This window comes from Nocardioides sp., from assembly GCF_024509035.1.
In the GTDB taxonomy this organism is placed as follows: domain Bacteria; phylum Actinomycetota; class Actinomycetes; order Propionibacteriales; family Nocardioidaceae; genus Nocardioides.
In genome coordinates this window covers 1-25,221 of sequence record NZ_JANINT010000034.1, presented here as the reverse complement: position 1 = coordinate 25,221, position 25,221 = coordinate 1, and the positions used below count along the sequence as shown (strand labels likewise).

At 66.4% G+C, this 25,221-nt stretch carries 23 protein-coding genes; 17 read left to right on the top strand and 6 right to left on the bottom strand.

The annotated features are described in order from the left end of the window. The first annotated feature begins 80 nt into the window (after positions 1-80). A complete protein-coding gene (locus tag Q0L15_RS03340; protein ID WP_296602239.1) occupies positions 81-1,535 on the top strand; it encodes a recombinase family protein in 1,455 nt (484 codons plus the stop codon). A 340-nt stretch (positions 1,536-1,875) separates the two neighbouring features. Here Q0L15_RS03340 and Q0L15_RS03335 read toward each other — a convergent pair whose 3' ends face one another. Then, positions 1,876-2,616, bottom strand: a complete 741-nt coding sequence (locus Q0L15_RS03335; RefSeq protein ID WP_296602238.1) for an HNH endonuclease — start codon at positions 2,614-2,616, stop codon at positions 1,876-1,878. Positions 2,617-2,753: 137 nt separating this feature from the next. Between Q0L15_RS03335 and Q0L15_RS03330 the strand changes: the two genes are divergently transcribed. The 12 genes from Q0L15_RS03330 (at position 2,754) to dmpG (ending at position 15,592) form a co-directional block, all read left to right on the top strand. Further along, entirely contained in the window at positions 2,754-3,653 is a 900-nt protein-coding gene (locus Q0L15_RS03330; protein ID WP_296602236.1) for a DUF1837 domain-containing protein, read from the top strand. Further along, complete coding sequence (locus Q0L15_RS03325; protein ID WP_296602235.1) at positions 3,644-5,761, top strand: DEAD/DEAH box helicase; 2,118 nt, start codon at positions 3,644-3,646, stop codon at positions 5,759-5,761. The genes Q0L15_RS03330 and Q0L15_RS03325 overlap by 10 nt, the downstream gene beginning before the upstream one ends. 201 nt (positions 5,762-5,962) lie before the next feature. After that, positions 5,963-6,889 (top strand): hypothetical protein, encoded by a 927-nt coding sequence (locus Q0L15_RS03320; protein WP_296602234.1) that lies wholly within the window; start codon positions 5,963-5,965, stop codon positions 6,887-6,889. Positions 6,890-6,937: 48 nt separating this feature from the next. After that, positions 6,938-7,531: a hypothetical protein gene (locus Q0L15_RS03315; RefSeq protein WP_296602233.1), complete on the top strand. Its 594-nt coding sequence runs from the start codon at positions 6,938-6,940 to the stop codon at positions 7,529-7,531. 296 nt (positions 7,532-7,827) lie between these two features. Then, positions 7,828-8,031 carry a hypothetical protein gene (locus Q0L15_RS03310; protein WP_296602231.1) on the top strand — a complete coding sequence of 68 codons (204 nt, stop codon included), beginning with the start codon at positions 7,828-7,830 and terminating at the stop codon, positions 8,029-8,031. Positions 8,032-8,982: 951 nt separating this feature from the next. Then, positions 8,983-10,149 (top strand): hypothetical protein, encoded by a 1,167-nt coding sequence (locus Q0L15_RS03305; RefSeq protein ID WP_296602230.1) that lies wholly within the window; start codon positions 8,983-8,985, stop codon positions 10,147-10,149. Between the two features lies 1 nt (position 10,150). After that, entirely contained in the window at positions 10,151-10,378 is a 228-nt protein-coding gene (locus tag Q0L15_RS03300) for a hypothetical protein (protein ID WP_296602228.1), read from the top strand. Between the two features lie 317 nt (positions 10,379-10,695). Then, entirely contained in the window at positions 10,696-11,772 is a 1,077-nt protein-coding gene (locus Q0L15_RS03295; protein WP_296602227.1) for a hypothetical protein, read from the top strand. Positions 11,773-11,908: 136 nt separating this feature from the next. Next, entirely contained in the window at positions 11,909-12,469 is a 561-nt protein-coding gene (locus Q0L15_RS03290) for an HhH-GPD-type base excision DNA repair protein (protein ID WP_296602226.1), read from the top strand. Between the two features lie 345 nt (positions 12,470-12,814). Beyond that, entirely contained in the window at positions 12,815-13,627 is an 813-nt protein-coding gene (locus tag Q0L15_RS03285; protein ID WP_296602225.1) for a fumarylacetoacetate hydrolase family protein, read from the top strand. Between the two features lie 4 nt (positions 13,628-13,631). After that, complete coding sequence (locus Q0L15_RS03280; RefSeq protein WP_296602223.1) at positions 13,632-14,585, top strand: acetaldehyde dehydrogenase (acetylating); 954 nt, start codon at positions 13,632-13,634, stop codon at positions 14,583-14,585. Then, positions 14,582-15,592, top strand: a complete 1,011-nt coding sequence (gene dmpG / locus Q0L15_RS03275; protein ID WP_296602221.1) for a 4-hydroxy-2-oxovalerate aldolase — start codon at positions 14,582-14,584, stop codon at positions 15,590-15,592. The genes Q0L15_RS03280 and dmpG overlap by 4 nt, the downstream gene beginning before the upstream one ends. 10 nt (positions 15,593-15,602) lie before the next feature. On the opposite strand, the gene Q0L15_RS03270 is transcribed toward dmpG, so the two are convergent. After that, positions 15,603-16,373 (bottom strand): glucose 1-dehydrogenase, encoded by a 771-nt coding sequence (locus Q0L15_RS03270; protein ID WP_296602220.1) that lies wholly within the window; start codon positions 16,371-16,373, stop codon positions 15,603-15,605. Positions 16,374-16,510: 137 nt separating this feature from the next. Here Q0L15_RS03270 and Q0L15_RS03265 point away from each other — a divergent pair, with 137 nt between their 5' ends. Genes Q0L15_RS03265 through Q0L15_RS03250 form a run of 4 tightly spaced genes read left to right on the top strand, consistent with a single transcriptional unit; the run spans position 16,511 to position 20,251 of the window. Next, on the top strand, positions 16,511-17,203 hold the full coding sequence (locus tag Q0L15_RS03265; RefSeq protein ID WP_296602219.1) for a nitroreductase: 693 nt from the start codon (positions 16,511-16,513) through the stop codon (positions 17,201-17,203). Next, entirely contained in the window at positions 17,200-17,979 is a 780-nt protein-coding gene (locus Q0L15_RS03260) for an enoyl-CoA hydratase-related protein (protein ID WP_296602217.1), read from the top strand. The genes Q0L15_RS03265 and Q0L15_RS03260 overlap by 4 nt, the downstream gene beginning before the upstream one ends. Positions 17,980-17,982: 3 nt before the next feature. Beyond that, positions 17,983-19,188, top strand: a complete 1,206-nt coding sequence (locus Q0L15_RS03255) for a CoA transferase (RefSeq protein WP_296602215.1) — start codon at positions 17,983-17,985, stop codon at positions 19,186-19,188. A 58-nt stretch (positions 19,189-19,246) separates the two neighbouring features. Further along, complete coding sequence (locus Q0L15_RS03250; RefSeq protein WP_296602214.1) at positions 19,247-20,251, top strand: MarR family transcriptional regulator; 1,005 nt, start codon at positions 19,247-19,249, stop codon at positions 20,249-20,251. A 19-nt stretch (positions 20,252-20,270) separates the two neighbouring features. Here Q0L15_RS03250 and Q0L15_RS03245 read toward each other — a convergent pair whose 3' ends face one another. The 4 genes from Q0L15_RS03245 to Q0L15_RS03230 form a co-directional block, all read right to left on the bottom strand. Continuing rightward, a complete protein-coding gene (locus Q0L15_RS03245) occupies positions 20,271-21,713 on the bottom strand; it encodes an ABC transporter substrate-binding protein (RefSeq protein WP_296602212.1) in 1,443 nt (480 codons plus the stop codon). Positions 21,714-21,852: 139 nt separating this feature from the next. Then, positions 21,853-22,971 carry a Rieske 2Fe-2S domain-containing protein gene (locus Q0L15_RS03240; RefSeq protein ID WP_296602209.1) on the bottom strand — a complete coding sequence of 373 codons (1,119 nt, stop codon included), beginning with the start codon at positions 22,969-22,971 and terminating at the stop codon, positions 21,853-21,855. 28 nt (positions 22,972-22,999) lie between these two features. Then, positions 23,000-23,887: a VOC family protein gene (locus tag Q0L15_RS03235; RefSeq protein WP_296602208.1), complete on the bottom strand. Its 888-nt coding sequence runs from the start codon at positions 23,885-23,887 to the stop codon at positions 23,000-23,002. A 19-nt stretch (positions 23,888-23,906) separates the two neighbouring features. Next, the gene (locus tag Q0L15_RS03230; protein ID WP_296602207.1) at positions 23,907-25,088 is read right to left on the bottom strand and encodes an acyl-CoA dehydrogenase family protein; all 1,182 of its coding nucleotides are present in this window, start codon (positions 25,086-25,088) and stop codon (positions 23,907-23,909) included. Between the last annotated feature and the right edge of the window lie 133 nt (positions 25,089-25,221).

The window sequence follows — 25,221 nt, the reverse complement described above, 5'->3', positions numbered from 1 at the left end:
ACCGGTCGAGCACCTTGGCCGGACCACGGAACGCGTGCTCCAACGTGTACGGTTTGAGAGACCGCCACGGAGGAGCGAACATGCGGGCAGTGATCTACACGCGGGCCAGTCTCGACCGGACCGGCGAAGGCAAGTCCAACGCGCGGCAAGAGGACGAGTGTAAGAGGCTCATCGAGTTCAAGCGTTGGGAGTACGTCGGCACGGAGGCCGACGTGTCTATCTCCGCGTACACGGAGAAGGAACGTCCCGCATGGCTCCGAGTCCTGGCGCTCATCGAGGCCGGAGAGGTTGACGTGGTGGTCGCCTTCCACCTCGACCGGCTCACCCGGAACATGGCCGACCTTGAGAAGTTGATCCTGCTCTGCGAGAAGCACAACGTCTCCGTTGCCACGGCTACCGGCGACATCGACCTGACCAATGACACGGGTCGCATGGTGGCTCGCATCCTGGCGGCAGTGGCCCGTCAGGAGGTCGAGCGCAAGGCTGCTCGCCAGAGGCTCCAACACACTCAGCGCCGCGCCGAGGGTCGCCCCTTTGCTGGCGTCAAGGTGCTCGGCTATGAGCGGGACGGTTCGATCATTGAGGAGGAGGCAGAGGCCATTCGAGCGGCTGCCGCTGACGTGCTGGACCGAGACGTTTCGCTCGCCGAGATTGGCCGCCAGTGGGCTGCCAAGGGCCTCACCAGTCCCTACAAGAGCGACGACAAGCCGTGGTCTCCCCGTGGCGTTAAGGGGGTTCTGACGAACCCCCGCCTTGCTGGGTTCGTGGTTCACGATGGTGTCGTGCTCGGTCGGGGCCAGTGGGAACCGATCCTCGATGAGACGACGGCAACCCTGCTGAACGCGAAACTCAATGCGCCGGAGAGGAACAACGGCAAGAGCCGTCAGGGCCGTACGGCTGCGAACCTGCTCACTGGCATTGCGACGTGCTCTGTCTGTGAGGGCACGCTGCGAGCCGCTGTGAAGCGAGGCCGCGAGACCTACGTCTGTGGCGACTGGCACGTCTCCGTGCCCCGCGAGGAGGCCGACAGTCTCGTGAAGCGTGCCCTTGAGGCGACGGTTCAGACCGTCCTCCCCGGCTCCGTGCTGGGCATTGAGGTTGAGCCGGAGGAGTCCGAGGAGGCCATTGGCGACGAGATTGCGGCCCTGACTAAGCGACAGGAAGTCCTCACGCGATCCTTTACCGGTGGCCTCATTGGCGAGGACGCATATGAGGCTGCCGTCTCGGACCTCGCCCTCAAGATCGAGACCCTGCGCGAGAAGGCGACGACTCCCTCTGAGGATGCCGACTACCGGAAGGCCATGACGCGCGCTCTTGAGGAGTTCCGTGACGACGACCTCGCCGGACAGCGCAACGTCCTTGAGCGACTAACCAAGGTGGCCGTTCGCCCCGCTGGCGCGGGCAACCGGCTCAATGCTCGGAACCAGATCGTGGTCAAGGTCCGCCAGCGTCTCCACTTCTCCGACGACGACGGACAGCCGCGCACCTCCGAGAAGTGGATTACGGCATATGAGCCGGAGCCCAAGGGGCGGTGACGCAGATCGACGCAGGCCGCGCTGGCCCCTCCGCGTGGCTCGATTGACCCTTGGGCTGGACGACCGTTCTGCCGTGGTCGCGGGTGAGGCGGTCATCCGAAGCAGCAGTCAGCGGTCCCCGGGAGGCCCGCACATCGCCCGTGCGTCACCACGCGATGCCGACGCGCGCCCTTCGGTGACCGCCCACGGCTGAGTATCTGCGAACTGACGCGCAGCGCAGGTGGCTCGCCGGAGCGTCATGATTGAACAACTCATCCGCGGACGATTCCGACTCGATCTGCAGTCGCGCATGCCGCCACGTCGCGGCGTCCCAGACGAGCGCAAACCTGCCGCGAGCCGATCAGTCAGTCGGGTCACTCATCATCCCGCAGGTCATGCAACACGTTCCATTCCAAGGCCCGTGGCTCCCGCAGTGCGGGCACGCGAACGCCCAGGACGTTCCGACATATCCTCCGAGGCCCTGGCCGTCATGGACGACCACCACGTTGTCAGAGAGACGCTGGCTCGCCTTCCAACGGCCCGACTGGAACAGCAATGACAGCGCCGGATGCAGCGCGACCTCGACCTCCGAGCCACTCCCACCAGCGGCGGCATCGTGCTGACGCAACACCGTTTGGATCCGATCGACCTCCGCGGCGACGTCATCCAGGCCCGCTTGAACAGTCTCGAGCAGAGCCGGGCCGGCCTCGTCATGACCCGCGGCCGCCAGGATGACCCCAAATGCGTTCTCTACCTTCGCCTTCGTCATCGCGCCGTCAGCAGCGGCCCGAATGCCTGGGGCCTTATGTGCCGCATCCGCAAGCAACATGGCGATGATCGGGGCTTGCGGCGGGTGTCTTTTGCCCTTCCTGCCGTTGCATTCCCGACAAGAGGGAGCGAGGTTCTCCACGCTCTCCAGATCGAACGTCTTCGGCAGCCCATGCAGCCTCAGAACCTCGGCCCGTTCATCCCCCTCCAGCGAGCGCGGGATGAGATGCTCAACCTCGAAGGTGGCGAAGGTGATCGGTCGACCACACCAGACGCATTTCTCCGGATAAGCGAGAAATAGGGCGAACCGCTCACGCAGGTTCAGGTCACCCATGCCGCGGAGCCTAGCCGCCGGCGAGCGGGGATGGACTGCTTGCCACGCGAAACTCCCCCGCGTGGGCTCACAAGTACACAAACTGGACACGAGAGCCGTTATCATAGTTACACCGTTGTTATCCACCTGGGGTCGACATGAGCATTCGAAGCGCACCCGCGCCCGGAGGGCACGGGTGCGCGTGTGCGCCCGATCCGAATGACCTTCCGGTCGCCCTCCTCGACCTGGCCCTGGATATTCAAGCGATTGATCCGCCCATCTCGGCCCTCACCGTCGGGTACGAGCGGCGATCCTGGAGAGCAGATGCGCTAGCCAGGCACATCATCGATTGGGTGCTGGATTTTGCCCTACGGCCGGGAGAGAGCGGTCCCCTTACTCGTGGACGGGCAATGGACACCATGCGTCGCGCAGTCAAGGCGACGTTCGGCAATGGCAATGACCGAGGCTTGCCCGGAGAAATCCTGCTCCACGCCGTGTGTCGTCAGTTCTACGGCTCGGACACAGTCATCAACAAGGTCTACTTCAAGACGGCAGACAACGACACCTACAAGGGCTTCGACGCTGTCCACTACGTACACACTGAGGCGGGCGACCTCGAACTCTGGCTTGGCGAGGCCAAGTTCTACAAGAGCGTGAGCAAAGCCCTCGATCGTGTTCTCTCGGACTTGGAAGATCACTTCAAGGTCGACTACCTCCGGAATGAGTTTGCGATCATCGCGGACAAGATTGACGACAGCCACCCGCACGGCGACGAACTACGACTCCTCATGCACCCGAACACATCGCTCGACGAGGTTTTCGACCGGATCGTGGTTCCGGTGTTCGTGACCTATGACAGTCCGGCCACCGCTGCCCACGACCACATGTGCCCGGAGTACCGCGATGCGCTCGAAGTCGAAGTGCGACGGGCTTGGCTGAAGTTCAAGTCCGGGCTGGACGCCGACCTGCCCGTCTCGGTTCGCCTCTTTCTGCTACCAATGCACAACAAGGAGACGCTGAAAGAGGCACTGGACCAGGAACTCCTCGGGTGGGTGTAACACTCGCCGAGGCGCGGCGCGTCATTCTGTCCGGCGACCTGGGACATACAAATGCCTTTGACGTCTTGGCCGCGCTAGGCCGGCAGACAGCGTTCGATGACAGCAACCTCGCCCGCGACCTCCTGATCCGTGTTCTGGATCAGCGCGAGAGCGTGCCGCCGTCGCTTCAGGGTCTTCTCCAAGGACTGGTTCGCCAGCACGGCTTGTTTCCCTACCTGAGGGATGTTCTCGAACTGCCGACCGCTGATCGACTGGCATACGAGGCGCATCGACCCGACGGGGCGTTGGGCCGAAACATTGTTTTTCACTCCGAGCAGGCGATGGTTTACGAGCGCCTGCTTGCGGGTGAGAACGTCGTCCTCTCAGCGCCGACCAGTTTCGGCAAGAGCCTCGTTGTAGACGCGTTCCTTGATGCAGCGGACATAACGAACGCGGCCGTTATTGTGCCAACAATCGCGCTCATGGATGAGGTCAGGCGTCGACTGTCCCGCCTCAAGACCGACTACAAGATCATCACTCACGGTTCCCAGTCCTTCGGGGACAGGAATCTGATCGTCATGACTCAAGAACGCCTACTTGAGTTGCGGGATATGCCACGCCTCGACTTCTTCGTGATTGATGAGTTCTACAAGTTGGATCCCGCGCACAGCGATGAGCGTTCCAGTCAACTGAACATCGCCCTGGACCTCCTCTTGCGATCAGACGCGCAGTTCTACCTGCTGGGGCCGAACATCACCGCGCTGGAAGCGGTATCCGGCCAGAAACTTCGAGCCACCTTCGTGAGCACTGGCTTCACGACCGTCGCTACCGACGTCGAGCGAATAAATGTCAAGGCTGCCCAACTCCCCGACGCTCTTGCACAGGTGTGCAGGGACATTGGTCCGGGGACACTCATCTACTGCCGCTCCCCGAAGCGACTTCGTGACGTCGCGGAATGGCTGCTCGACCGAGACATATCCGGTGGGGAGGACTTGGATGATGCCGCCGACTGGGTCGGCGACACGTACCACCCAGACTGGATCGTCGCGAAAGCCCTCCGTGCCGGCATAGGCATCCACCACGGCCGCTTGCCGCGTGCCCTTGGCCATCACATCGTGCGGCTGTTCAACGAAGGACGGCTTCCGTTTCTGCTTGTCACAAGCACGCTCATCGAGGGAGTCAACACCTCAGCCCGCAATGTCGTCGTCCTCGACCACACGATTGCAATGCGGAAGTACGACTACTTCACGTTCAGCAACATTCGCGGACGCTCCGGTCGCATGTTCCGGCACTTCGTCGGGCGCGTCGTCGTATTCAATCCGGAACCGCGACCTGCCGACCTCAACGTCGACATCCCAGTTCTATCGCAATCATCGCAAGTGACAGACGAGGTACTCCTCCAACTGCCAGTCGAGGAACTCACTCCTGCGAGTCGAGAGCGAATCGCGCCGTATCTAGACCAGACCCTCGTATCTGTCGAGACGCTCAAGGCCCAACGGGGTGTCGCTCCGAGCAGGCAATTGGAGGCCGCTCAAGCGATCGCGGCTGAGCCCGAACGGTGGTACTCAGCCATGAACTGGTCTTCGGCGTACCCCACGACACCCCAGATGCGCGAACTAGGGGAACTGCTGATCCGACTGACTGGAACCAGCGGAACTGTGCGATCTGCAGCGCAGTTGGGCGCACGAGTCAACATGCTTCGTTTTCAAGACGGAGACGTGGCGGCCCTCGCACGGCAGGACATCGAACGTCGTGGCACCAACGTCAATGAGGCGATCGAAGATGCGCTTGACTTCGCTAGGAACTGGGCGCAATTCAAGATCCCCACGGCGCTGACAGCAGCCAGCGCGCTAGCGACCGACGTCCTCGCTGACTCTGGGCGGATCCCCACGAATCCAGGCGTGTTTGCAGGCGAACTCGAAAACCTGTTCCAACCGCCCTTCACTGCCGTACTAGAGGAGTACGGGCTGCCGTCCGCCACTACGTTGAAGTTGCGGCGCACGCTCGGCCTCGATACGGCGCAGAATCTGGATGATGTGCTGGACCGCCTGCGCAATTTGGGCGATGCCCCACGACGACTCACTCCGTTCGAACTGGAAATGTTGAAGGACACCCAAGACACGCTCTGAGTGCGGTCGCCACTGCCTGTTGTGGCACCGACCGATCGGAGCGAGCAACTGGTCGCAATGCGAGGCACCGCTCCCCCGCCCCGTCTCGAGCACCTCGCCGAACCGTTCGCACGCGCCACGTCACCGTTCGCGGTTCAGTTATCGCCTGTTGGGAAACCTCTTTCAGGCAGAGTGGGGGTCATGACGGCCGAAGTTCGCCCAGTGGACCTCATCGTGCGTCCGGAGCCTGCCGACGTGCGGACGGTTTGGCCGGGCGAAGCGCGAGACTTCACCCCGTGGCTGGCGGAGAATCCAGATTGGTTGAGCGACGTCCTCGACCTCGGGCCTCTCACAACGGTCGCCATCGAAGCCCAGGTGCCAGGAGTCAACCGTTACCTCGACATCCTCATGACCACCGCGACGGGCGTGAACATCGCAGTCGAGAACCAGTACCGGCGCGTTGATCACGACCACTTGACGCGCGGACTGGCCTACGCCGTTGCCCTCGATTGCCGTGCTCTGGTTGTCGTTGCCGAGGACCACGCGTCAGAGTTCGTCGCCATCGCCGACTACCTCAACAAGGCGTTCGAGGCTCTGGGCGTCGACGAGGGTGGCATTGCCGTCTATCTGGTCAGCCTTGGAATCAACAAGGTGGGTGCTTCGTACGTCCCGACGTTCAACGTCATCTCCAGTCCTAACCGTTGGCTCGTGGAGGTTCAGGCCGCTCAGGCGCCGGGAGGGAGGAGCCCAGGCTCGAAGGATGCGTTTGTCTCACAATGCGCATCGGCGTTCCAACCGAGTGCAACCGCGATCCTCAACGATTGGGAGGCTCGGGACAGAGGCTTCCTCCGGTTCAACCCCGGCTCGGCCTCTGTGTCTCTTGACTATCCCTACGACCCATCGTCGCCCACGAAGACCAGCATCTTCGTCCTCTACAAGGACGGCCAGATGACGGTGAACCGTGGCTATTTCTTAGAGTCCGTCATCCCTGAGGACCGAGTCGACGAGATGGACTCGCGGATCGCAGAGGCGTTCCCTGGATACAAGCGGCTGCCGTTCTACCCCGTTGCGTACAGCCCTGATCCCGCAGGCGTTGCTGCCTTCGCCAGTTGGCTCATTGCAGAGGGCAGCAACGCGGGCCAGCGCTAACAGTGTGGGAACTGACTACGGGCCGCGGGGGTCGATACGGTGCGGCCCATGCGAGCCGAGCAGTACGCGCGCGCGGCCAACAACCTTCGCGCCTTCCTCGACACGTTCAACGAACTGTTGCCTGAGTTGGAACCGGTTGGTCGTGGAGACCTCACGTCGTTTCAGATCCTGGCGCCCCGACGCGGGCACGAGGCCCGCGCGGATGCCCTCTGCACGAAGTTGGCTCTCCTCACTGGGGCGGCGTCATACGCCCTAGAAGCAGCGGGCATCTACATGGACTACAAGCCTCCTGGCACGTGGGAGACAACCCCGATCAACCCGGTGGCAGTGTGGTCAACGATGCTCGACCGCACGCCGATGCTGAACCCGACAATGCTCAGTCAGATGTGCCTTCAGGGCGTGGGTCTGCTTGAGCACATGCGCGACGAGCAGGCCGAGAAGGAGAAGGGCCTCATCGGCGCCATCGCCTGGTTCCTCACCCTCGGACCGCGGATTCGTGACGCAGCCGGACTGCCACCAAGAAGCACACCCGGCTTCATCGTCACGTCACTAGTCGTCGTTGCCCAGGGCGTCATCGTTGCGGCGATCGGGGGCGCGCTCGCCTACCCCATTGCAGGGTGGCTGGGCCTACTTCCCCAGTAGCAGGGTCAACGTGCGCAGACCGGAAACTCGGAAGGGGCAGCCGATAGGTTTCTGTCAGTCTGAGATAGCAGGAAGTCCCTGCGCCTAAATCGGCAGGACGAATTACGGAACGCGGGTCGGCTAGAGTTTGAGCCGACGGCAATCGCCACCTGGACATATCGCTCCGGACGTCAATCGAGCGAAGCGATTGCCGAGACTGCGCCCAGTTCATTCGGGCAATTCAATGTCAAGCGCCCATTGAAGGGCGCGGCCACTGCATGCCCTGACATGGGAGACAACCAATTGAAAGGATAACGATGTTGAACGAGAGCAAGAACAATGACGTGATGCTCAAGGCAGCGGCCCTGGCCGAGCGTTGGAGCACCAGCACGGGCCGACTTGCCAACATGCGATGCGCCGGCACAGGCCCTGCCTTCATGAAGATAGGCGAATCGGTCCGCTATCGCCTCTGCGACGTTGAGGACTACGAGCGGGCCAACACTGTCGCCCCGATCGCGTGAACGCAATCAGTAGCCTCGGCGAGAAGGCGGCGCGAAGGTACCAGACGCGACAGGCTCGGCGCCTTCCGATGTGCGTTGCCTCTTCCGCCGAAGATGTCCCGCCGCACGGGCAAGCGGCGCTTTGGCATCAGGACGTGATTCAACAGATGCCGAGAAGTGCGAGGCTTGTTGGTCTGCAATTGGCCCGCCTGTGTGAAGACGATTCCAAGGTGACTATTCCGTGGCGCTCACTCGCGGACGCCGTTGGCGTCCAAGACAAGTCTGGGCGGCACATTGCTTTCACTCAGCGCGGGGTACAGGTGCTCGTGGCGGGTGGTTGGCTTCGCGTTGAAACGCGCGGCAAGGGACGTGCTGCCAGCACGACCTTCTATCTCATGCCGGGAGAACGCCCTGCTGCCGCTAACGGCGAGGAATCCGAGTTGTTCGCTGATGCCGCCTGACGCGTCATCTCAATAATGTACATAAGTACAAAGACTGAAATCCTCTCTCCTCAATGAGCAGCGATGACCGGCATGGCGGGGCGCTCCCGCGCCCTCGCCGTGCGGTACGTGCTGTGCATTGCCCCAATGCGCCGGGGAGATGTTCCAAGGAAGTCTCAAGTGCAATGGACGGCCGTCAGGCCGTCCTCTTATCCCGTAGGCCAATCGGGTCAAGTTCAATGACCTAAGCCCTCGGCTTGTAAGTTCAGAAGATCTTCAATTCTATAGGCGGGCCGGCAGGCCCGCCCAAGGGCTGAAAGCCCAAAGGTCAAGTGCGGTCAATGAACTGGTCCCCCGGCGAAGGGCCAACTGCTTCCGCCGGCGGCAGGCCCATTGTCAACCCATTCTTCCGGCGCTTCCGCCGAAAGGGCATTGATCAGCAAGAACTACCTGCACGCCCCGAGGGCGTGCAGCAGTGCGTGCTGTCCAATGACCAAAAAATGAAGTACCAATTTGAAAGGAGGTAGCCAATTTGGCTACTAGTACCAAGATCAAGCCGCGCACCCTCGCGAACGCGATTGCGTCCGCCGAGGAGCGCATTCAGTCCGAGGCTGAGAAGGTCCGAAGTGACCTCGCTCGCTTCACCGACGCACTTCCGGCGCTGCGCCAGACGGTAGAGGACATCAAGGACGGCATTGGCGCCGTCAGCGAGGTCGAGGCCGCATGGCGGAAGGGAGAAGACCTTCCCGACATCGAATACGCCGTCGCGCTGGGCAAGGACCGGATGGCACAGGTCCGAAAGGAGTCATACGAACGGCAGGCCAAGGCACTGAGGTCGCGGCTGGTTCCCGATCACGTTCTCCTCGCTGAAGAGGTCGCACCCGTGTTCAAGGCGCTTCTCCCCGGCGTGGAGGTCATTGCCACCAATGCACCTTTGAAGGATTGGTCCGATGACGTGCCGACCGGCACGGTCGGAGTCGTCCTTCATCAGCATCCTGACGTTCAGGTCAACCCGTACACCGGCGTCCTCTCGGGCAAGGTCACGGCCTACTACCTGCGCGCCGCTCTGCACCGACCTGTCAATGTCGAAACGCTTGAGCGGAGCGCGAAGACGCGCAAGGTGATCCTGTCGGTTGCCTCCAACGAGGTCGGCGACGAGTCGGCTTGGAGCACGATTGCCGGTGCTGACACCGGCAATGCCATTGACCCCGAGGCCCTGGTCATTGATGCGCTGACCATGAGGGTCGACGGCGTTGTTGACGCCTTGCCGGTCATCCTCAAGGTCGACCCGTCATCGAGCACCATGTTCCATTGGGTCAACCGGATGTTTGACCGCGATCCGAGCACAGCGGTCTACCGGCACACGTCCGGGGAGAACGGTCCGGGATCGTGGACTCTCACCGCGGGACCGCGCGGAGCCTTCCGGGTCGTCAGCCACGAGCCGACAGTGACCGAGGAGATTGACGACGCGGGTACACGCACGGCTGTCGTGACGGTAGCGGTCAATACGGTCAACGTGTTTCGCGACGACTTCGCCTCCTACTTCAGCGAAGCCGCCACGAACGACGCCGGGGCGGTCACCGTCGGACTCGGTTCCCTGAAGGAAGCCCGCCTTGAGCACGTCAGCACGACCGAGGGTTATGCCGCGGGTGCGCAGAACTATCGCGCCACGTTCACCTACGAGTCTCGAGCCGCCTGAGATGGCTGTCGAGGAGACGCACGCCAGCGTCGACCGGTATCGACTGAGCGGCCCGGAGGCCGCTCACCTTCGCTCGAACGGCGTCGTCGCGCGGGCACAGGACTGGTACTACGCGCCGCTCGGTTCGTTCGCCCTGGCACCCGGCAACCCGGCCGCGCCCTGGGGCGAGTACCGGCGTCGAAGGGTCGATCTGACGCCCAAGGCGACGCGGGTGGGCAATGCTGCGTAGAGGTCGCACAGGGCCTTTCTGACGGCCTCGTAGAGCATCGGTGAGGGTCGGGTCGGGTCGGCCGACCCTCACCGGCCTCTCCGGAGTACCGATCCGGCCGCCCTGCAGAGGCCGGACCCCGGCAATGACCGCGCACATTTCGACCCTGAAACCGTGGCAATTTGGGAGCGGCTGTCCACCTCCGGTCACTAATGTTCGCTGGTGGGGTTGCACCCCCACCCCTCAGATCGGTCCGATGAGGTGGCCGTAAGTCCCCCTCCCTCGCCGCGGACTACGCCACGAGGCGCGAACAGGCGCCAGAGAAGAGGAAGCCAACCGTGTTGTCGGTTCACACTCTGGAAGCCCGCGACAACGCGATGCTGGATGTGGCTTTCCAGAACCCAGCCGAATCGCCAGAAACCATTCGGCGTGAGATTGCAAGTGCGCTCGCGACAGCGACGTCGCAACTCAAGGACCGCAGGGTGCCGTATGCCGAACTGCGAACCGCCCTTACCCCCCAGGTCGACAAGCGAGAACTCGCGCTGATGTTCGATTCCGCCGTGATGGACGGTTGGTACGGCGGGCAAGCCGCTGAGGCCGTTCTCCCTCACCTCAACAGGAAGGGAAATCACAGCATTCTGTCTGGCGACATCATCTGGAAAGATCTAGATACCCTTTTCGCGGCGCTCGACAAAGAGGCGGTTATTTGGGGTCGCCCCAAGATCTATATGAGCAACCAGATCTATGTTGTTTACGTCACAAACCTAAGCGATTCGGCATTTAACGCCCTGGTCGCTGGAGTAAAGGGCGCCCCCGGAGCAATGGGGTACGTCGATTGCACCTATGCAGGGGTCATCAAGACGATCCTGTCGACGTGCATCGGAACAAGGTATGTGAAGTATGGCGGACGCTTCATTAACAGCCACCCATTTGATTCTGAGCCCGACGCCAATGAAAATGGGCCCTTCTGGCCGCTCGAAGACTTTGGATACGACTTCGTTTCCATCGAGGACATCTACTTCGACCTCCTTCTATGCTATAAAATCGAAGCCATCGTTCCAGCCTTCGCCTTCAATGACGGGCATTTCTCGCTCGCCGCCGCGGCCGGCATTTGGAAGGATCCGCGGTCCATACCCATGTTCGTCGAAGAGGCGAAACTCGAGTACCTGGCGAAAGAGAAGGGCGGTAGCCTCGCCAAGGTGGGACTCACCGATCTTCCGACCGAAGAACTCGCGAAGAAGTTGCAAGAGAAACTGGCGAGCAGTTACATCTACAACTTGGTGTGGAATTCGGACAAGGACTTCTCCAATTTCGCCACAATGATCGAGTTCAATAACAACGGTCGCAGAACCCGACTCCGCGCGGTTCTGAAATACGAAGACGAACAGTTGGGCCTGGTAAGCCTGTTTGGCTGAATCAGATCGTCACGGACGACGGCACCCGCGCCGTTCGAGCCTCTACGTCCTGATCCGCCCTGATCCGCCCCATGCCTGGACGGCGGACATCCGCCCACTCCGCTCCTCAGTCCCTGCGCCGTGGGACCATGCGCCCATGGGCTTTCAGATCGCCAATCTTCCAGAGGCCGACCGCGTGCTCGATGAGTACCCGTTCGCCGTGGTCGCCGGGATGATGCTGGATCAGCAGTACGGCATGGAACATGCCTTTCGCGGCGGTTGGAAGGTGCTCAGTCGATTCGGCAACCTCGATCCAGCCGCTATCGCCGCTGCCGACCCAGACGAGTTCAAGGCGATGTGTAGCGAGACGCCCGCGATCCACCGGTTCCCCGGATCAATGGCTGCCCGCCTTCAAGAGTTGGCCGCATTGGTGGAGACCAAGTACGACGGCGACGTGACGCGGCTGTGGACCGAGCCCACTACCGGAAAGGAACTGTTCAAGCGCGTTCTGGAACTTCCGGGCTTCGGCAAGCAGAAGGCTCAGATCTTCGTTGCTCTGCTCGCAAAGCAACTCGGCATCCGGCCCGAGGGCTGGGAAGCCGTGGCGGGCGATTACGCCCTTGAGGGCTACCGCTCGGTCGCAGACGTGGTTGACGCCGACTCCTTGTTGAAGGTGCGCGAGTACAAGCAGCAGAAGAAGGCCGCCGCAAAGGGATAGATTCCGCGCCTGCCCAACTCCCCAGGACCGTGATGCGGTCTCTCTATGCGAGGGCGTTGTCCATCGGGTACTGCTGGTCGAGCATCATGCCAACAAGAACAGCAAAGGGGTCATTGATCAGGACCTGGTCTGCGTGCTCGTCGCCAGTGATGTGGAGCGCCATGGAACCAGGATGCACGACCCGGCTCGGGATCCCGCCCATCGGGAACCCGGCAGGGCGCGCCGCGTCTGCACGGTGAGATCGGCGGAGAAGTGCCGCGGAGGGCTGTCGACCTCCGGCGGCGTGCCGTTGCTCCCCGTCCGAAGGACCGACCACCAGTGAACTCTTCCTCCACCGGCGCACCGGTGGATCTGACGACCCGTCCGGAGGCGCTGGTGGTCGCGGCCGCCGATCGGCTCTGGGCCGCGGCCCGGAGCGGTGTGCCCTGCGCGCCCGTGCGCGACCTGATCGGCCCCGACGACCTCGACCGCGCCTACGCGGTCCAAGAGATCCTCATCTCGCGTGCGCTCGAGTCCGGGGACACCGTCGTCGGCCGCAAGATCGGCGCCACGAGCACCGCCGTCCAGCAGCAGCTCGGCGTGGACCAGCCGGACTTCGGGGTCCTGTTGGCCGGCATGGATGTGTCGACCGCTCCCCTGGTGCCCACCGCACGGCTGTTGCAGCCGAAGGTCGAGGCTGAGATCGCCTTCATCCTCGGCGAGGACCTCACGGACGGGCCCTTCGACGCTGACCGCGTCAGGAAATGCGTCTCCTACGCCGTGGCCGCGGTCGAGATCGTCGACTCCCGGATCAGCGGCTGGGACATCAGCTTCGCCGACACCGTGGCTGACAACGCGTCCAGCGGACTGTTCGTCCTCGGCACCACCCGACGTGCACTCGCCGAGGTCGACCCGGTCACCGTGGAGATGCAGATGCGCGTCAACGGCGTCGTGGTCTCCACCGGCACCGGAGCCGCGTGCCTGGGCGACCCGCTCACCGCTCTCGCGTGGCTGGCCGAGCAGGCACATCGGTACGGCGAGCCGCTCCGGGCCGGACAGGTCGTGCTGTCCGGGGCTCTCGGTCCGATGTTCGCCGTCGGCCCAGGTGATCACGTCGAGGTCCAGCTGTCCGGGTTCGACCCGATCACCCTCGTGTTCGACCAACAGGAAGGTCCGTGACGCCGTGACCGACACTCCCCGCACCCCCGTGGCCATCATCGGGTCCGGCAACATCGGGACCGATCTGATGATCAAGGTGCTCCGGCACTCCCGGTATCTGTCGATGGGCGCGATGGTCGGCATCGACCCCGACTCGGACGGGCTGGCCCGGGCCGCGCGTCTCGGCGTGCCCACGACACACGAGGGCGTGGCCGGCCTGATGGCGATGGACGGCTTCGCGCAGATCGGGATCGTCTTCGACGCCACCTCGGCGAAGGCCCATGTCGTCAACGACCGCGTCCTTCGTTCTCACGGCAAGCGGATCATCGACCTGACGCCGGCTGCCATCGGACCCTTCGTCGTACCCGCCGTGAACATCGATGACCACCTCGACTCCTCCAACGTGAACATGGTGACGTGTGGGGGCCAGGCCACCATCCCGATCGTGGCCGCCGTCTCCCGCGTCGTCCCGGTGGCGTATGCGGAGATCGTCGCGTCGATCTCCTCTCGTTCGGCCGGCCCCGGGACCCGGGCGAACATCGACGAGTTCACCGACACGACCTCGCACGCCATCCAGGCCGTCGGCGGCGCCGAGCGGGGGAAGGCGATCATCATCCTCAACCCGGCCGAACCGCCGCTGATCATGCGAGACACGGTCTTCTGTCTGGTCGACGGCGCTGAGGGACGGGAAGCTGAGATCACAGCATCGGTGGGGAAGATGGTGGACGACGTGGCCGCCTACGTGCCGGGATATCGCCTCAAGCAGCGGGTGCTCGTCTCCCCGATCTCCTCCGACCAGCCGGTCGAGACGCTCCTGGCCCACCCTGGCCGGCCGCGACCGACGCACCAGGTGTCGGTCTTCTTGGAGGTCGAAGGCGCCGCGCACTACCTGCCCGCTTACGCCGGCAACCTCGACATCATGACCTCGGCCGCGCTCCAGGTCGCCGAACGGATCGCTCTGGGAAGGACCCCCTCGTGACCACGCGCATCTTCGTCCAGGACGTCACGCTGCGCGACGGGATGCACGCGATGCGTCACCGCATCCAGCCGCAGGACGTCGCTCGCATCGTCGCCGCCCTGGACGCCGCCGGCGTCGACGCCATCGAGGTCGCCCACGGGGACGGCCTCTCGGGCGGATCCGTCAACTACGGGCCCGGATCGCACAGCGACTGGAGCTGGCTCGAGGCCGCGGCCGACAGCATCGGCCGAGCCCGACTGACCACGCTCCTGCTCCCGGGAGTCGGCACCGTCCAGGATCTGCAGCGCGCCCACGACCTGGGCGTGCGGTCGGTGCGGATCGCCACGCACTGCACCGAGGCGGACGTGTCGGCCCAGCACATCGAGAACGCCCGCGAGATGGGCCTGGATGTCGCCGGGTTCCTGATGATGAGCCACATGGCGCCGGCACAGGAGCTCGCTCGGCAGGCAGCACTCATGGAGTCGTACGGCGCGCACTGCGTCTACGTGACCGACTCGGGCGGGCGACTCACGATGGCCGACGTCCGCAACCGGGTGCGGGCCTACCGGGACGTGCTGGACCCGGCGACCGAGATCGGGATCCATGCGCACGAGAACCTCTCGCTCTCGGTGGCGAACTCGGTCGTTGCCGTCGAGGCCGGAACGATCCGGGTCGACGCCTCCCTGGCCGGCCACGGAGCCGGAGCGGGCAACTGCCCGATCGAGGCCTTCATCGCGGTCGCCGACCTCCACGGTTGGAAGCACGGCTGCGACCTGTTCGCCCTGCAGGACGCAGCCGACGACCTCGTCCGCCCGCTCCAGGACCGGCCGGTTCGAGTCGACCGCGAGACGCTCACGCTCGGCTATGCCGGCGTCTACTCCAGCTTTCTCCGCCACGCGGAGGCCGCGGCGGAGCGGTTCGGCGTCGACGTCCGCACCATCCTCGTCGAGGCCGGTCGACGTCGGCTTGTCGGAGGCCAGGAGGACATGATCGTCGACATCGCGCTGGACCTGAGCCCGAGCCGGTGAGCGCCCCGGCTCAGCCTCCGAAGGCGTGCGTGGCCGTGGCGCCGCCGTCCACAGCGATCTCGGCGCCCGTCACGTAGCTCGACTCGTCGCTCGCGAGGTAGACGTAGGTCGGTGCGATGTCAGCCGGCAGCCCCACCCGGCGCAGGGCGACCTTCGTGCCTCCCTGCGCCATCACCTCGTCCCCGCCGTGCGCTCGCGTCATGGGGGTATCGATCATACCGGGGTGCACGGAGTTCACCCGGATGCCACGTCGGCCCAGCTCGTGCGCGGCAGCCTTCGTCATCCCGCGGATGGCCCACTTCGAGCCGCAGTAGGCCGAGACGAAGCCCATGCCGGCCAGGCCCTCGATCGAGCTGGCGTTGATGATCGACCCGCCGCCGTGGCGCTTCATCGTGGGGACCACCGCCTGCATGCCGAGGAAACAGCCGCCGATGTTGACGGACCACACCTGCTGAGCCTCGGCGAAGGGCATCTTGTCCACCGCTCCGAAGCGGAGGATGCCCGCATTGTTGGCCAGCACGTTGACCGGTCCGAACCGCTCGTTGACGGCCGGCACCAACGCGCTCCAGGACGCCTCGTCGGAGACGTCGTGTCGAGTGAAGTGGACCCGGTCGTCGCCGTGGACCGCGGCGAGCTCCTCGGCCAGCGGGGCCCCGCGCTCGACGTCGACGTCAGCGATCTCCACGCGAGCACCCTCGGCCAGGAACGCGCGGACGATCGCGTCCCCCTGGCCCTGCGCGCCTCCGGTGACGATCGCGACCTTGCCTGCCAACCTGGACATGACACTCCCCTGCTCGGCGGGCGCCGGTGCGCGCCCGGTCCAGGCAGCCAAGCGAGGCCGACGGCCCCTGTCCGCGCCGTACCCGCTGACCGGGAACACGGCCGCATGCGAGGACCGGCCCAGGCAGGGTGCTGCTCGTGACGCCGCTGCCCACCCGTTCGGTCGCCGCAGCCGCGGAGACCCGCCACAGCTGTCGAGCCTTCACCGGCCGTCCCGTCGAGGCGTCGCTCGTCCGGGAGCTGCTCGCGACCGCTCAGCGGGCGCCGTCGTGGTGCAACGTGCAGCCCTGGCAGGTGCACGTCACGGCAGGCGCCCAGACCGACGCGCTGCGCGCGTTCCTCGCCGAGCGGATCCCGGGGGCGACGGCGTCGTACGACATCCCGGCGCCCGGACCGTACACGGGCGTGCATGCCGCGCGGCGCCGCGAGTCCGGGCTGGCGCTCTACGCGAGTCTCGGCATCGGGCGTGACGACAAGGCCGCCCGGTTCGAGCAGGCCTGGCGGAACTTCACGTTCTTCGACGCACCCCACGTCGCCGTGCTCACCGTGGATCGCGACCTGGGCCCCTACGCGCTGGTCGACGCCGGTGCCTGGCTCTCGCACTTCACCCTGGCGGCCACCGACGCCGGGGTGGCGACGATCGCCCAGGCCGCGATCGCGTCCTACTCTCCGCTCGTCCGGGAGTTCTTCGGTCTCTCCGCGCAGCGGCACGTGGTCTGCGCGATCAGCTTCGGGTACGCCGACGAGGCCGACCCCGTGAACGCCTTCCGGACCACGCGGGCCGAGCTGTCCGACGTGGTCGACGCACGGGGGTTCGACTCGTGGGCGTGACCACCGACCTGCGGGGCCACACCCTGCTGGTCACCATCGACCGGCCGGAAGCCCGCAACGCGATCGACCAGGCCACCTGGGACGCGCTCGGGGACGCGTGGCAGCGGGCCGAGACCGACACCGGGATCCGCGCGGTCGTCATCACCGGCGCCGGCGAGAAGGCGTTCTGCGCCGGCGCGGATCTGCGGGCCATCGCCGAGGGGGGCTACCGCACGACCGCCGACCCGGTGCGCGACCCGTGGGGGTTCGCCGGCGTCGCCAGCCACGAGATCTCCGTGCCCGTCATCGCGGCGGTCAACGGACTGGCGCTCGGCGGCGGCTGGGAGATCGTCCTCGCCTGCGACCTGGTCGTCGCGGCCGAGCACGCCGAGTTCGCCCTTCCGGAGGTCCGACGCGGCCTCATCGCCGGAGGTGGCGGGGCGTTCCGGATCGCCGACCAGCTCCCGCGGCCGCTGGCCATGGAGCTGCTGCTCACCGGCGAGCGCATCTCCGCCGCCCGGGCGCTGGAGCTGGGCATGGTCAACCGGGTCGTGCCCGCCGAGCAGGTGCTTCCCGAGGCACTCGCGCTCGCCGAGCGGATCGGCCGCAACGCGCCGCTGGCCGTCCAGGCGACCAAACGGATCGCGCGCTCGATCACGCACGGCTGCTCGACCGCCGACACCGAGCCGTGGATGCGTTCGGCGGCCGAGGTCTCGCGGGTGATGCGCAGTGAGGACGCTCGCGAAGGGGCGCGCGCCTTCGTCGAGAAGCGGGAACCCGTCTGGCAGGCTCGCTGAGCGATGGACGAGCTCGACCTGTGGGCCGCCTCCGGCGCGATGTGGCTGACCGGCAGGGCGGACCACCCGCCGATGGCTGCGCCCGGGCGGCCGGCGTCCGCGGTCGCCGACGCCCTGGCACGCATCGCCGCCGTCCATCCCGAGGCGGACCTGCCCGACGTGCGGTTGCTCGGTGAGCGGGCGGCCGCGGCGCGGCTCGGGCGCAACGCTCCGGCCTCGTGCGGCGGCACCTTCCGCGCTGTGGCGACGAGCGACGGGGCTCTCGGGCTCTCCCTCGCTCGCGACACCGACCTTGCTCTGCTGCCGGCCTTGGTGGAGGGAGACGTCGACGACCAGGATCCATGGTCGACGATCGCCGCGTGGGCCGGCGCCGTCCCGTCCGAGGAGGTCGAGGCCCGGGTCCGCCTGCTCGGGCTCCCTGGCCAGGTCCGGGCCGCGGAGGGGGACGACGCCCAGCAGCGGCCCGGCGTCATCCAGACGCCGGGCGTGGCGCGAGAGCCGCGCGAACGACCGCTCGTCGTCGACTTCAGCAGCCTCTGGGCGGGACCGTTGTGCGCCCACCTCCTCGCACGCTGCGGAGCCGAGGTGGTGAAGGTCGAGTCCCGCACCCGACCCGACGGCGCCCGCAGGGGTGCGCGCGACTTCTACGATCTTCTGCACGCGGGCCACCGGTCGGTCAGCGTCGACTTCGACGACCCGGCACACCTGGGCGGCCTCCGCGACCTCGTCGCCCGAGCCGACCTCGTCATCGAGGCCTCCCGCCCGCGCGCCCTGGCCCGACTGGGGCTGGACGCCGACGAGCTGGTCGCCGGCGGGGTCTCCTGGTTGTCCATCACGGCTCGCGGCCGCGCCATCGATGCCGTGGGCTTCGGTGACGACGTCGCCTTCGGCGCCGGCCTCCACACACCTGAGCTCTGGCCGGTCGGCGATGCCCTGGCCGACCCCCTCACCGGCGTCACAGCAGCAGCGGCGGCGGTCGAGCTGCTCGCCGGTCCGTGCAGTGCGCTGCTGGACGTGTCCATGCACGACGTGTGTCGGGCTGCTGCGCAGGGTCGCCCGGGTGCGCACACCGTCGAGCGGCGAGACGACGGATGGGTCGTGGGGACCGCCGACGGCGTCGTACGGATCGCCGTGCCGCGGTGCCGGCCGAGCCACCGGTCCGCGCCGACCATGGGGGCTCACAACGGTCTGCTCGGCATCGAGGAGTAGTCCGCTCCGCGGAAGTCCAGCGGGGAGGCGCCGAGGATGGTCTGCTTGGCTCTGACCCATGCGAAGCGGGAAGGGGGCAGCGATCTCGCCTCACCGAGGAGACGACCTGGCGCTCGAGCGCGCCACGCTCGCGCTCGTGAACATGGTGGCCTACACCGGGAGCAGCCGGCGCCACGCCCACACCTTCTCGCGGTGCACGGGGGTCGCCCTCCCCAACGCCGACATCCGGTTCCTGGAGTACCTCAGCGGGCGTGGCGCCCTCGCGGTGAGCGCCGTCGCGAGTGCCCTGGCCATCGACCTGTCCCTGGCGAGCCGGCACGCTCGCGAGCTCGCCGCGATCGGACTCGTGCAGCGCACCTCGGACCCGGAGGACCGTCGTCGCACCCTGGTGCGGCTCACCTCTCGGGGACGCGACCTGCTCGATCGATGGTTGCTGGCGTGGTCGGCGGACTACGAGACGCCGATCCAGGGGTGGCCCGAGGGTGACGTCGAACGCCTGGCGGAGTGGTTCGACCTGGTGCACCTCCGTCTTGCCGCTGCGCTCCCCGACAGGCCTCAGGCCGCGGCGCGGGAGCGCTGGCTCGACCTCAGCCCGAGCGAGCAGGGAACTCCCGCCCACCGCAGGCTGGTCTCCTCCGTGGTGGGGCTGATCGCCTGGGTGGGTCAGTCCCGTGGGTTCGACGAGCTCTTGGTCCAGCTCCGCGCGCCGATCCGACAACTCGGGTTCTTCACCCTGCGCGTCGTCTCTCGGGAGGGGCCGCTGTCAGTCGCCGAGGTCGCAGACCGCATGGGCGTAGAGCACTCACAGGCGAGCCGGCGACTGACCCAGCTCAGCTCCCTCGGCCTGGTCGACCGGGCCGTCGACGCCTTCGACAGGCGGAGCAACCTGGTACGGGTCTCCCGCAGGGGCAGGACGCTCGAGCGCCGCGTGCTGGAGGCCCAGCTCCAGGGATTCAGCGGCATCTTGGACCCGATGGGCGATGATCAGCGCGAGCAGCTGACAGGTCTGGTCGAGAGGTACGTGGGCGGGCTGCTGGCGGAGCCTGCGGCGGAGCGCGCCTGATCGGGCGGCACCGTCCGCGTCAGGCCCCGCTGGTGACCCCGTTGCACGTGTAGTCGACCGGACCGTCCGGGACCCACGCCGAGCCGTCGAGGCGGATCCACCGCCAGCACTCGCTGGTCTTCTTGGCGCCGACGTGCTGCGGGGCGTGCAGACCGTTGCCCGTCCAGTCGTCGACTCGCGAGATCTCCTGGACCATGCTCTGGCGGCTCAGCTTGCCACCCAGCTTGAGGGCGGTCTCGACGAAGAGTCGCGCGGCCGACCACGAGTAGGCGCCGAAGTAGGACGGCTCCGCGCCCGGCCGGACCTGCTGCAGCCACGCCTGGTAGAGCTGGACCTCCTTGTTGGGGTCGTTGAAGAGCGCGATGTTGATGAAGACCCGCGTCCCGTCGACCGCCGCCCCACCGGTCTGGACGTAGTCGGGGCTGTAGCCGGTCGGGTCCAGTGCGAAGACGTCGGGCTTGAACCCCTGCTGCTGCATCGCCTGAGCCAGCTTGACCGAGTTCTGGTAGGGACCGATGAACTGGACGTACTTCACGCCCTTGTCCTTCATCTGCTGCACGTAGGGCGCGTAGTTGAACTCGGAGACGTCGATGCCTTGGACGTAGACGAAGTCCATCCCCCTGCGCTCGTCCGCCTTCACCTGGTTGGCGGCGTTGGGCGGTGCCGCGCCGGCGTTGAGGTAGACCATCGCTGCCGCCTTGGCGGCGTCCGGGTACTTCTTCAGGATGTGGTCGGGGACCGCGTTCTGGTAGGTGGTGGAGTCCACCGACTGAGCGCCGAAGCAGGTCGTGCACTGCTGGCGCTCCGGGAGGACGCTGGTCGCCCGGAGATCGGGGAGGCCGCACTTCTCAGCCTCGGAGGCACCACCGCTGTCGAAGCCACTCATCGATCCCACCGCCGCGAACGCCTGGTCGCACGCCTGCGTGTAGGCCTGCTGGCCCGCCCCGGCATCGGTGCGAGAGTCCAGGTTGAGGACCTCCAGCTTGCGGCCGCAGATGTCCGCGTTCTGGTTGAAGTACGCGACATAGGCGCGCACCGCGTCCTGGGAGGACTGGAACAGGCCCGGGACCGGTCCACTGATGTCGGACACGTTGGCGATCACGATCTTGTCGTCCGTGATCCCGGTCTGGTTCTTGAACCCCTGACACCCCGCCGCCTTGCCCCCACCGGTCGCACTGTTGTCGCCCTGCCCGTCGAGGTCGCCGCCGGCACCACCGCCGGCGGTCGAGGTCTGCCCGCTCCCGCCCGACGGGGTGTCTCCACGGGCTGCAGCGGGACCGCCCGCCGGTGCCGACCCCGCTGCCTGCGGCGCATCGACCCCCGCGGCCGCGGACCCGACCGACCCTCCGGTGCCGTTGACCTGGGCCACGGTGTTCGGATCCAGCTCGGATCCACAGGCGGCGAGCGCGAAGGCGAGCAACGCGGTCAGCGCTGCGGCAGCGCGACGTACAGGAAGGTTCACAGCTCGCTCCTCAGGCCGCGGCGGGACTGCGGATCGGCAGGATCCGTGCCCTAGGTGACCGATATGTATGTCTTTGGTCCACCAATTCCACTTCGATAACGCGGCTGATCAGCCGGGGTTACGGCCCCACCGGTCACGATCAGGAAAGGACCGCACGGCCCTCGCGCAGGTTCTCCTCGACCTCCGCGCGCCAGTACTCGTTGGCCCGTCCGGTGTCGATCTCGAACTCGAAGCGCGCGACCATCTCGTCGGTGACCTCGGCGCGATCGACGTAGAACTGCTCGTACCAGCGACGCAGCTGGTAGACCGGGCCGTCCTCCTCGCAGAGCAGGGGGTTGTCGATGCGGGCCTTGTTGCGCCAGATCTCGATGTCCTGCAGAAAGCCCGTCTCGACACCCTTGGTGTAGCTCTCGGCCACCTTGGTGACGACCTCGTCGGCCATCCCCTCGGGCTTCTTGACGATGACGCCCCACTGGAGCACGAAGGAGGTCGGGCTGACCGGGTAGTGACAGTTGATCAGGACCAGCTCGATCGTCTTGCCCTTGGTGGTCTGCCACAGGTAGTTCACCATGTAGGACGGGCCGTAGTACGCCGCCTCGGAGCGTCCCTCCGACTCGCCGGAGTAGTTCGTGCCGAGGTGCACGTCGGGGCGGCTGGTGCTCGTCATGAACTGAGCGGCGACGTCACCCTCGAACACGTTCTTGAAGTACGTCGGGAACGCGTAGTGGACGTAGAAGAAGTGGGCCATGTCGACCACGTTGTCGACGATCTCCCGGCAGTTGGAGTCCTCGATGAGGATCTGGTTCCACGTCCAGTCCGACCAGCCCGGGTCTCCCGCGCCGGGGATGACCGGGATCTCCTGGTCGGGCTCCTTGCCCTCGTGGTCGTGCCAGACGAAGAGCTGGCGGTTGACCTCGCGCAGCTGCCAGGTGCGCGTCCGAGCCCGCATCGGCACCCGCCTGGCGTACGGGATCGCCGTGCAGCGACCGTTGGCGCCCCAGCGCCAGTCGTGGAAGGGGCAGGCGATGTCGTCGCCCTTGATCGTGCCCTGGGTCAGGTCTCCGCCCATGTGCCGGCAGTAGCCATCGAGGGCCTTGAGGTCGCCGTGGCTGTCCGCCCAGACGACGATCTTGGTGCCGAACGCCTCGACGGCGTGCGGCTTGCCGTCCCGGAACGTGTCGGCCAGGCCGAGGCAGTGCCACCCGCGCGCGAACCGCTGCGGGAGGCCGGAGTTCTCGATGGTGCGGACGTCGCTCATGCGGGGCCTCCTAGTGCTGGCGCGCGGCTCAGCTGAAGTCCCACTGGTGGCCCCAGTAGGAGTCGGCGGTGATCTCCTCGGCGGAGTAGCTGTCCTCGTCGACGAGCAGCCCCTCGCACCCGACCTCGAGGTCCCAGCCTCCGGGGGTGCGGACGTAGAAGGAGATCATCTTGTCGTTGGTGTGCCGGCCCAGCGTCGAGGACAGGTGGTAGCCGGCCTTGGTGACCCGGTCGAGTGCGCGTCCCACCTCGTCGAGCGTCTCGCACTCCACCATGATGTGGACCAGAGCGGGCGCGCGGAGGCTGGGCGAGGGCATGATCGCCAGGCTGTGGTGGCGGCGGTTGACACCCATGAAGCGGATGCGCGCGGTGGGTCGGCCAGGTGGCGTGGGGAAGGCGAACGCGCCGCGGGACCGGAAGCCCAGCACCTCCGAGTAGAACGCGTGTGCGGCGTCGGGGTCGTCGACAGGCACCACGACGTGGCCGAGCCCCAGGCCCTCCGTCACGAAGCGGTTGCCGTACGGCGTGGCGACCGGGCTGTGGTCGAGGCGCGCCCCGTGGAAGATCTCGACGGGGGTGCCGCCGGGAGCGGTGAACGCGAACCCGGCCTCGACCCGGCGCACGTCCAGGGTCGGGGCGTCGAGGTCGGCGACCTCGATGCCGGCCGCGACGACCTGCTCGCGGACGCGGCGCAGAGCCAGGTGGTCACCGACCTCCCAGCCCACCGCCTCGACCCGGTCGTGGTCGCCCGGGACGATGACGAGCCGCGCGTGGCGCTCGTCGAGGCGCAGGTGGAGGGCATCGGCCTCCGGCCCGGTGCCGACGGCGAACCCGATGGACTCCGTGGCGAACGTCCGCCAGGCCTCCATGTCGGTGGCGCGGATCCGGACATAGCCGAGGGCACGGACCTCAGTCATCAAGCAGCTCCCGAAGATTTCAGATCATGGCGCGGAGCGGGCCCTCGGGCTCGACTCCCATTTCGATGAGGGCGGCGGCGTCGAGCGCCGTGCCCTTCGCGTGGATGGCGTGCTGCAGGCCGACATGGGCGTCGCGCCAGAAGCGCTGCAGGGTGGTGTCGCGGCGCACGGCGTTGCCTCCGGAGCGCGCGAAGATCGCGTCGACGGCGTCGACGGCGCGCCACGCGGCGCGGATCTGGTTGCGCCGCTGGAAGGCCCGGTCGGCGAAGGTGACAGGCTCGCCGGCCTCGACCTTGTCGTAGATCCGGCTGATGCCGTCGAGGAGCTGCAGGCGCGAGGCCGCGATCTCGGTGGAGGACTCGGCGATGGCCTTCAGCGTGGAGGTGTCCTCGCGGACCTTGCCGCCGTATGCCGACACGCGGTCTCGCTGGTAGTCCAGGTGCGCCTGCAGGGCACCCTCGGCGATCCCGACGACCGCCGAGGTGATGCCGAGCGGGAACATCGTCCAGAACGGCAGCTTGTAGACGGACTCGGTGCGCTGGGCACGCGCGGCCGCGAGCTCGCCCTCGGTCACCTCCTCGGTGCCGATGGTGCGATAGCTCGGGATGAAGGCGCCGTCGACGATCACGTCCTTGGAGCCGGTGCCGCGCAGCCCGATCACGTCCCAGGAGTCCTCGACGATCGTGTAGTCCGCCCGAGGCAGGACGACGTGCATCGCACGGAACGGCTTGACCGGCTTGCCCGACCTGTCGCCGACGACCGCGCCGAGGAACACCCAGTCGCAGTGGTCGGTGCCCGAGGAGAACTGCCAGCGCCCGTTGAGGACGAAGCCTCCGTCGACCTCGGTGGCGACCCCCGAGGGCATGTACGGAGAGGCGATCCAGGTGTCCTGGTCGCTCCCCCACACCTCGTCCTGGAGCTTGCGGTCCATGAGTGCCATCTCCCAGGGGTGGACGCCACCGACGCCACAGACCCAGCCGGAGGAGCCACACCCGTGGGCGACCTCCATCACGGCCTCGGCGAAGTCCACGGGGTGTGCGGCCATGCCGCCGTACTCGACGGGCTGCAGCAGCCGCATCACTCCCGCTTCCTTGATCAGCGCGACCGACGCGTCCGAGAGCCGGCCGAGGGCCTCTGTCTCGGCGGCGTGCTGCGCGAGCTGCGGCGCGATCGCCCTCGCTCGTCTGACGACCTCGTGCATCGGGATCCTCCTGAACGGGAATGGTGGGAGCACAGTGCCGTCGGGCCACCCGACCCATGGCAGGGCTCCCGGTCATCGGGAGCCTCGGGAGACGGGGACGGCGACACTCCCGACCAACGGGAGATCCGAGGAC

What these genes read in the sequence shown, in the direction of transcription:
- Q0L15_RS03340 (WP_296602239.1), top strand. Translation starts at nt 81, where the DNA reads ATGCGGGCAGTGATCTACACGCGGGCCAGTCTCGACCGGACCGGCGAA.
- Q0L15_RS03335 (WP_296602238.1), bottom strand. Translation starts at nt 2,616, where the DNA reads ATGGGTGACCTGAACCTGCGTGAGCGGTTCGCCCTATTTCTCGCTTAT.
- Q0L15_RS03330 (WP_296602236.1), top strand. Translation starts at nt 2,754, where the DNA reads ATGAGCATTCGAAGCGCACCCGCGCCCGGAGGGCACGGGTGCGCGTGT.
- Q0L15_RS03315 (WP_296602233.1), top strand. Translation starts at nt 6,938, where the DNA reads ATGCGAGCCGAGCAGTACGCGCGCGCGGCCAACAACCTTCGCGCCTTC.
- Q0L15_RS03310 (WP_296602231.1), top strand. Translation starts at nt 7,828, where the DNA reads ATGTTGAACGAGAGCAAGAACAATGACGTGATGCTCAAGGCAGCGGCC.
- Q0L15_RS03300 (WP_296602228.1), top strand. Translation starts at nt 10,151, where the DNA reads ATGGCTGTCGAGGAGACGCACGCCAGCGTCGACCGGTATCGACTGAGC.
- Q0L15_RS03290 (WP_296602226.1), top strand. Translation starts at nt 11,909, where the DNA reads ATGGGCTTTCAGATCGCCAATCTTCCAGAGGCCGACCGCGTGCTCGAT.
- Q0L15_RS03270 (WP_296602220.1), bottom strand. Translation starts at nt 16,373, where the DNA reads ATGTCCAGGTTGGCAGGCAAGGTCGCGATCGTCACCGGAGGCGCGCAG.
- Q0L15_RS03255 (WP_296602215.1), top strand. Translation starts at nt 17,983, where the DNA reads ATGGACGAGCTCGACCTGTGGGCCGCCTCCGGCGCGATGTGGCTGACC.
- Q0L15_RS03250 (WP_296602214.1), top strand. Translation starts at nt 19,247, where the DNA reads ATGCGAAGCGGGAAGGGGGCAGCGATCTCGCCTCACCGAGGAGACGAC.
- Q0L15_RS03240 (WP_296602209.1), bottom strand. Translation starts at nt 22,971, where the DNA reads ATGAGCGACGTCCGCACCATCGAGAACTCCGGCCTCCCGCAGCGGTTC.
- Q0L15_RS03235 (WP_296602208.1), bottom strand. Translation starts at nt 23,887, where the DNA reads ATGACTGAGGTCCGTGCCCTCGGCTATGTCCGGATCCGCGCCACCGAC.
- Q0L15_RS03230 (WP_296602207.1), bottom strand. Translation starts at nt 25,088, where the DNA reads ATGCACGAGGTCGTCAGACGAGCGAGGGCGATCGCGCCGCAGCTCGCG.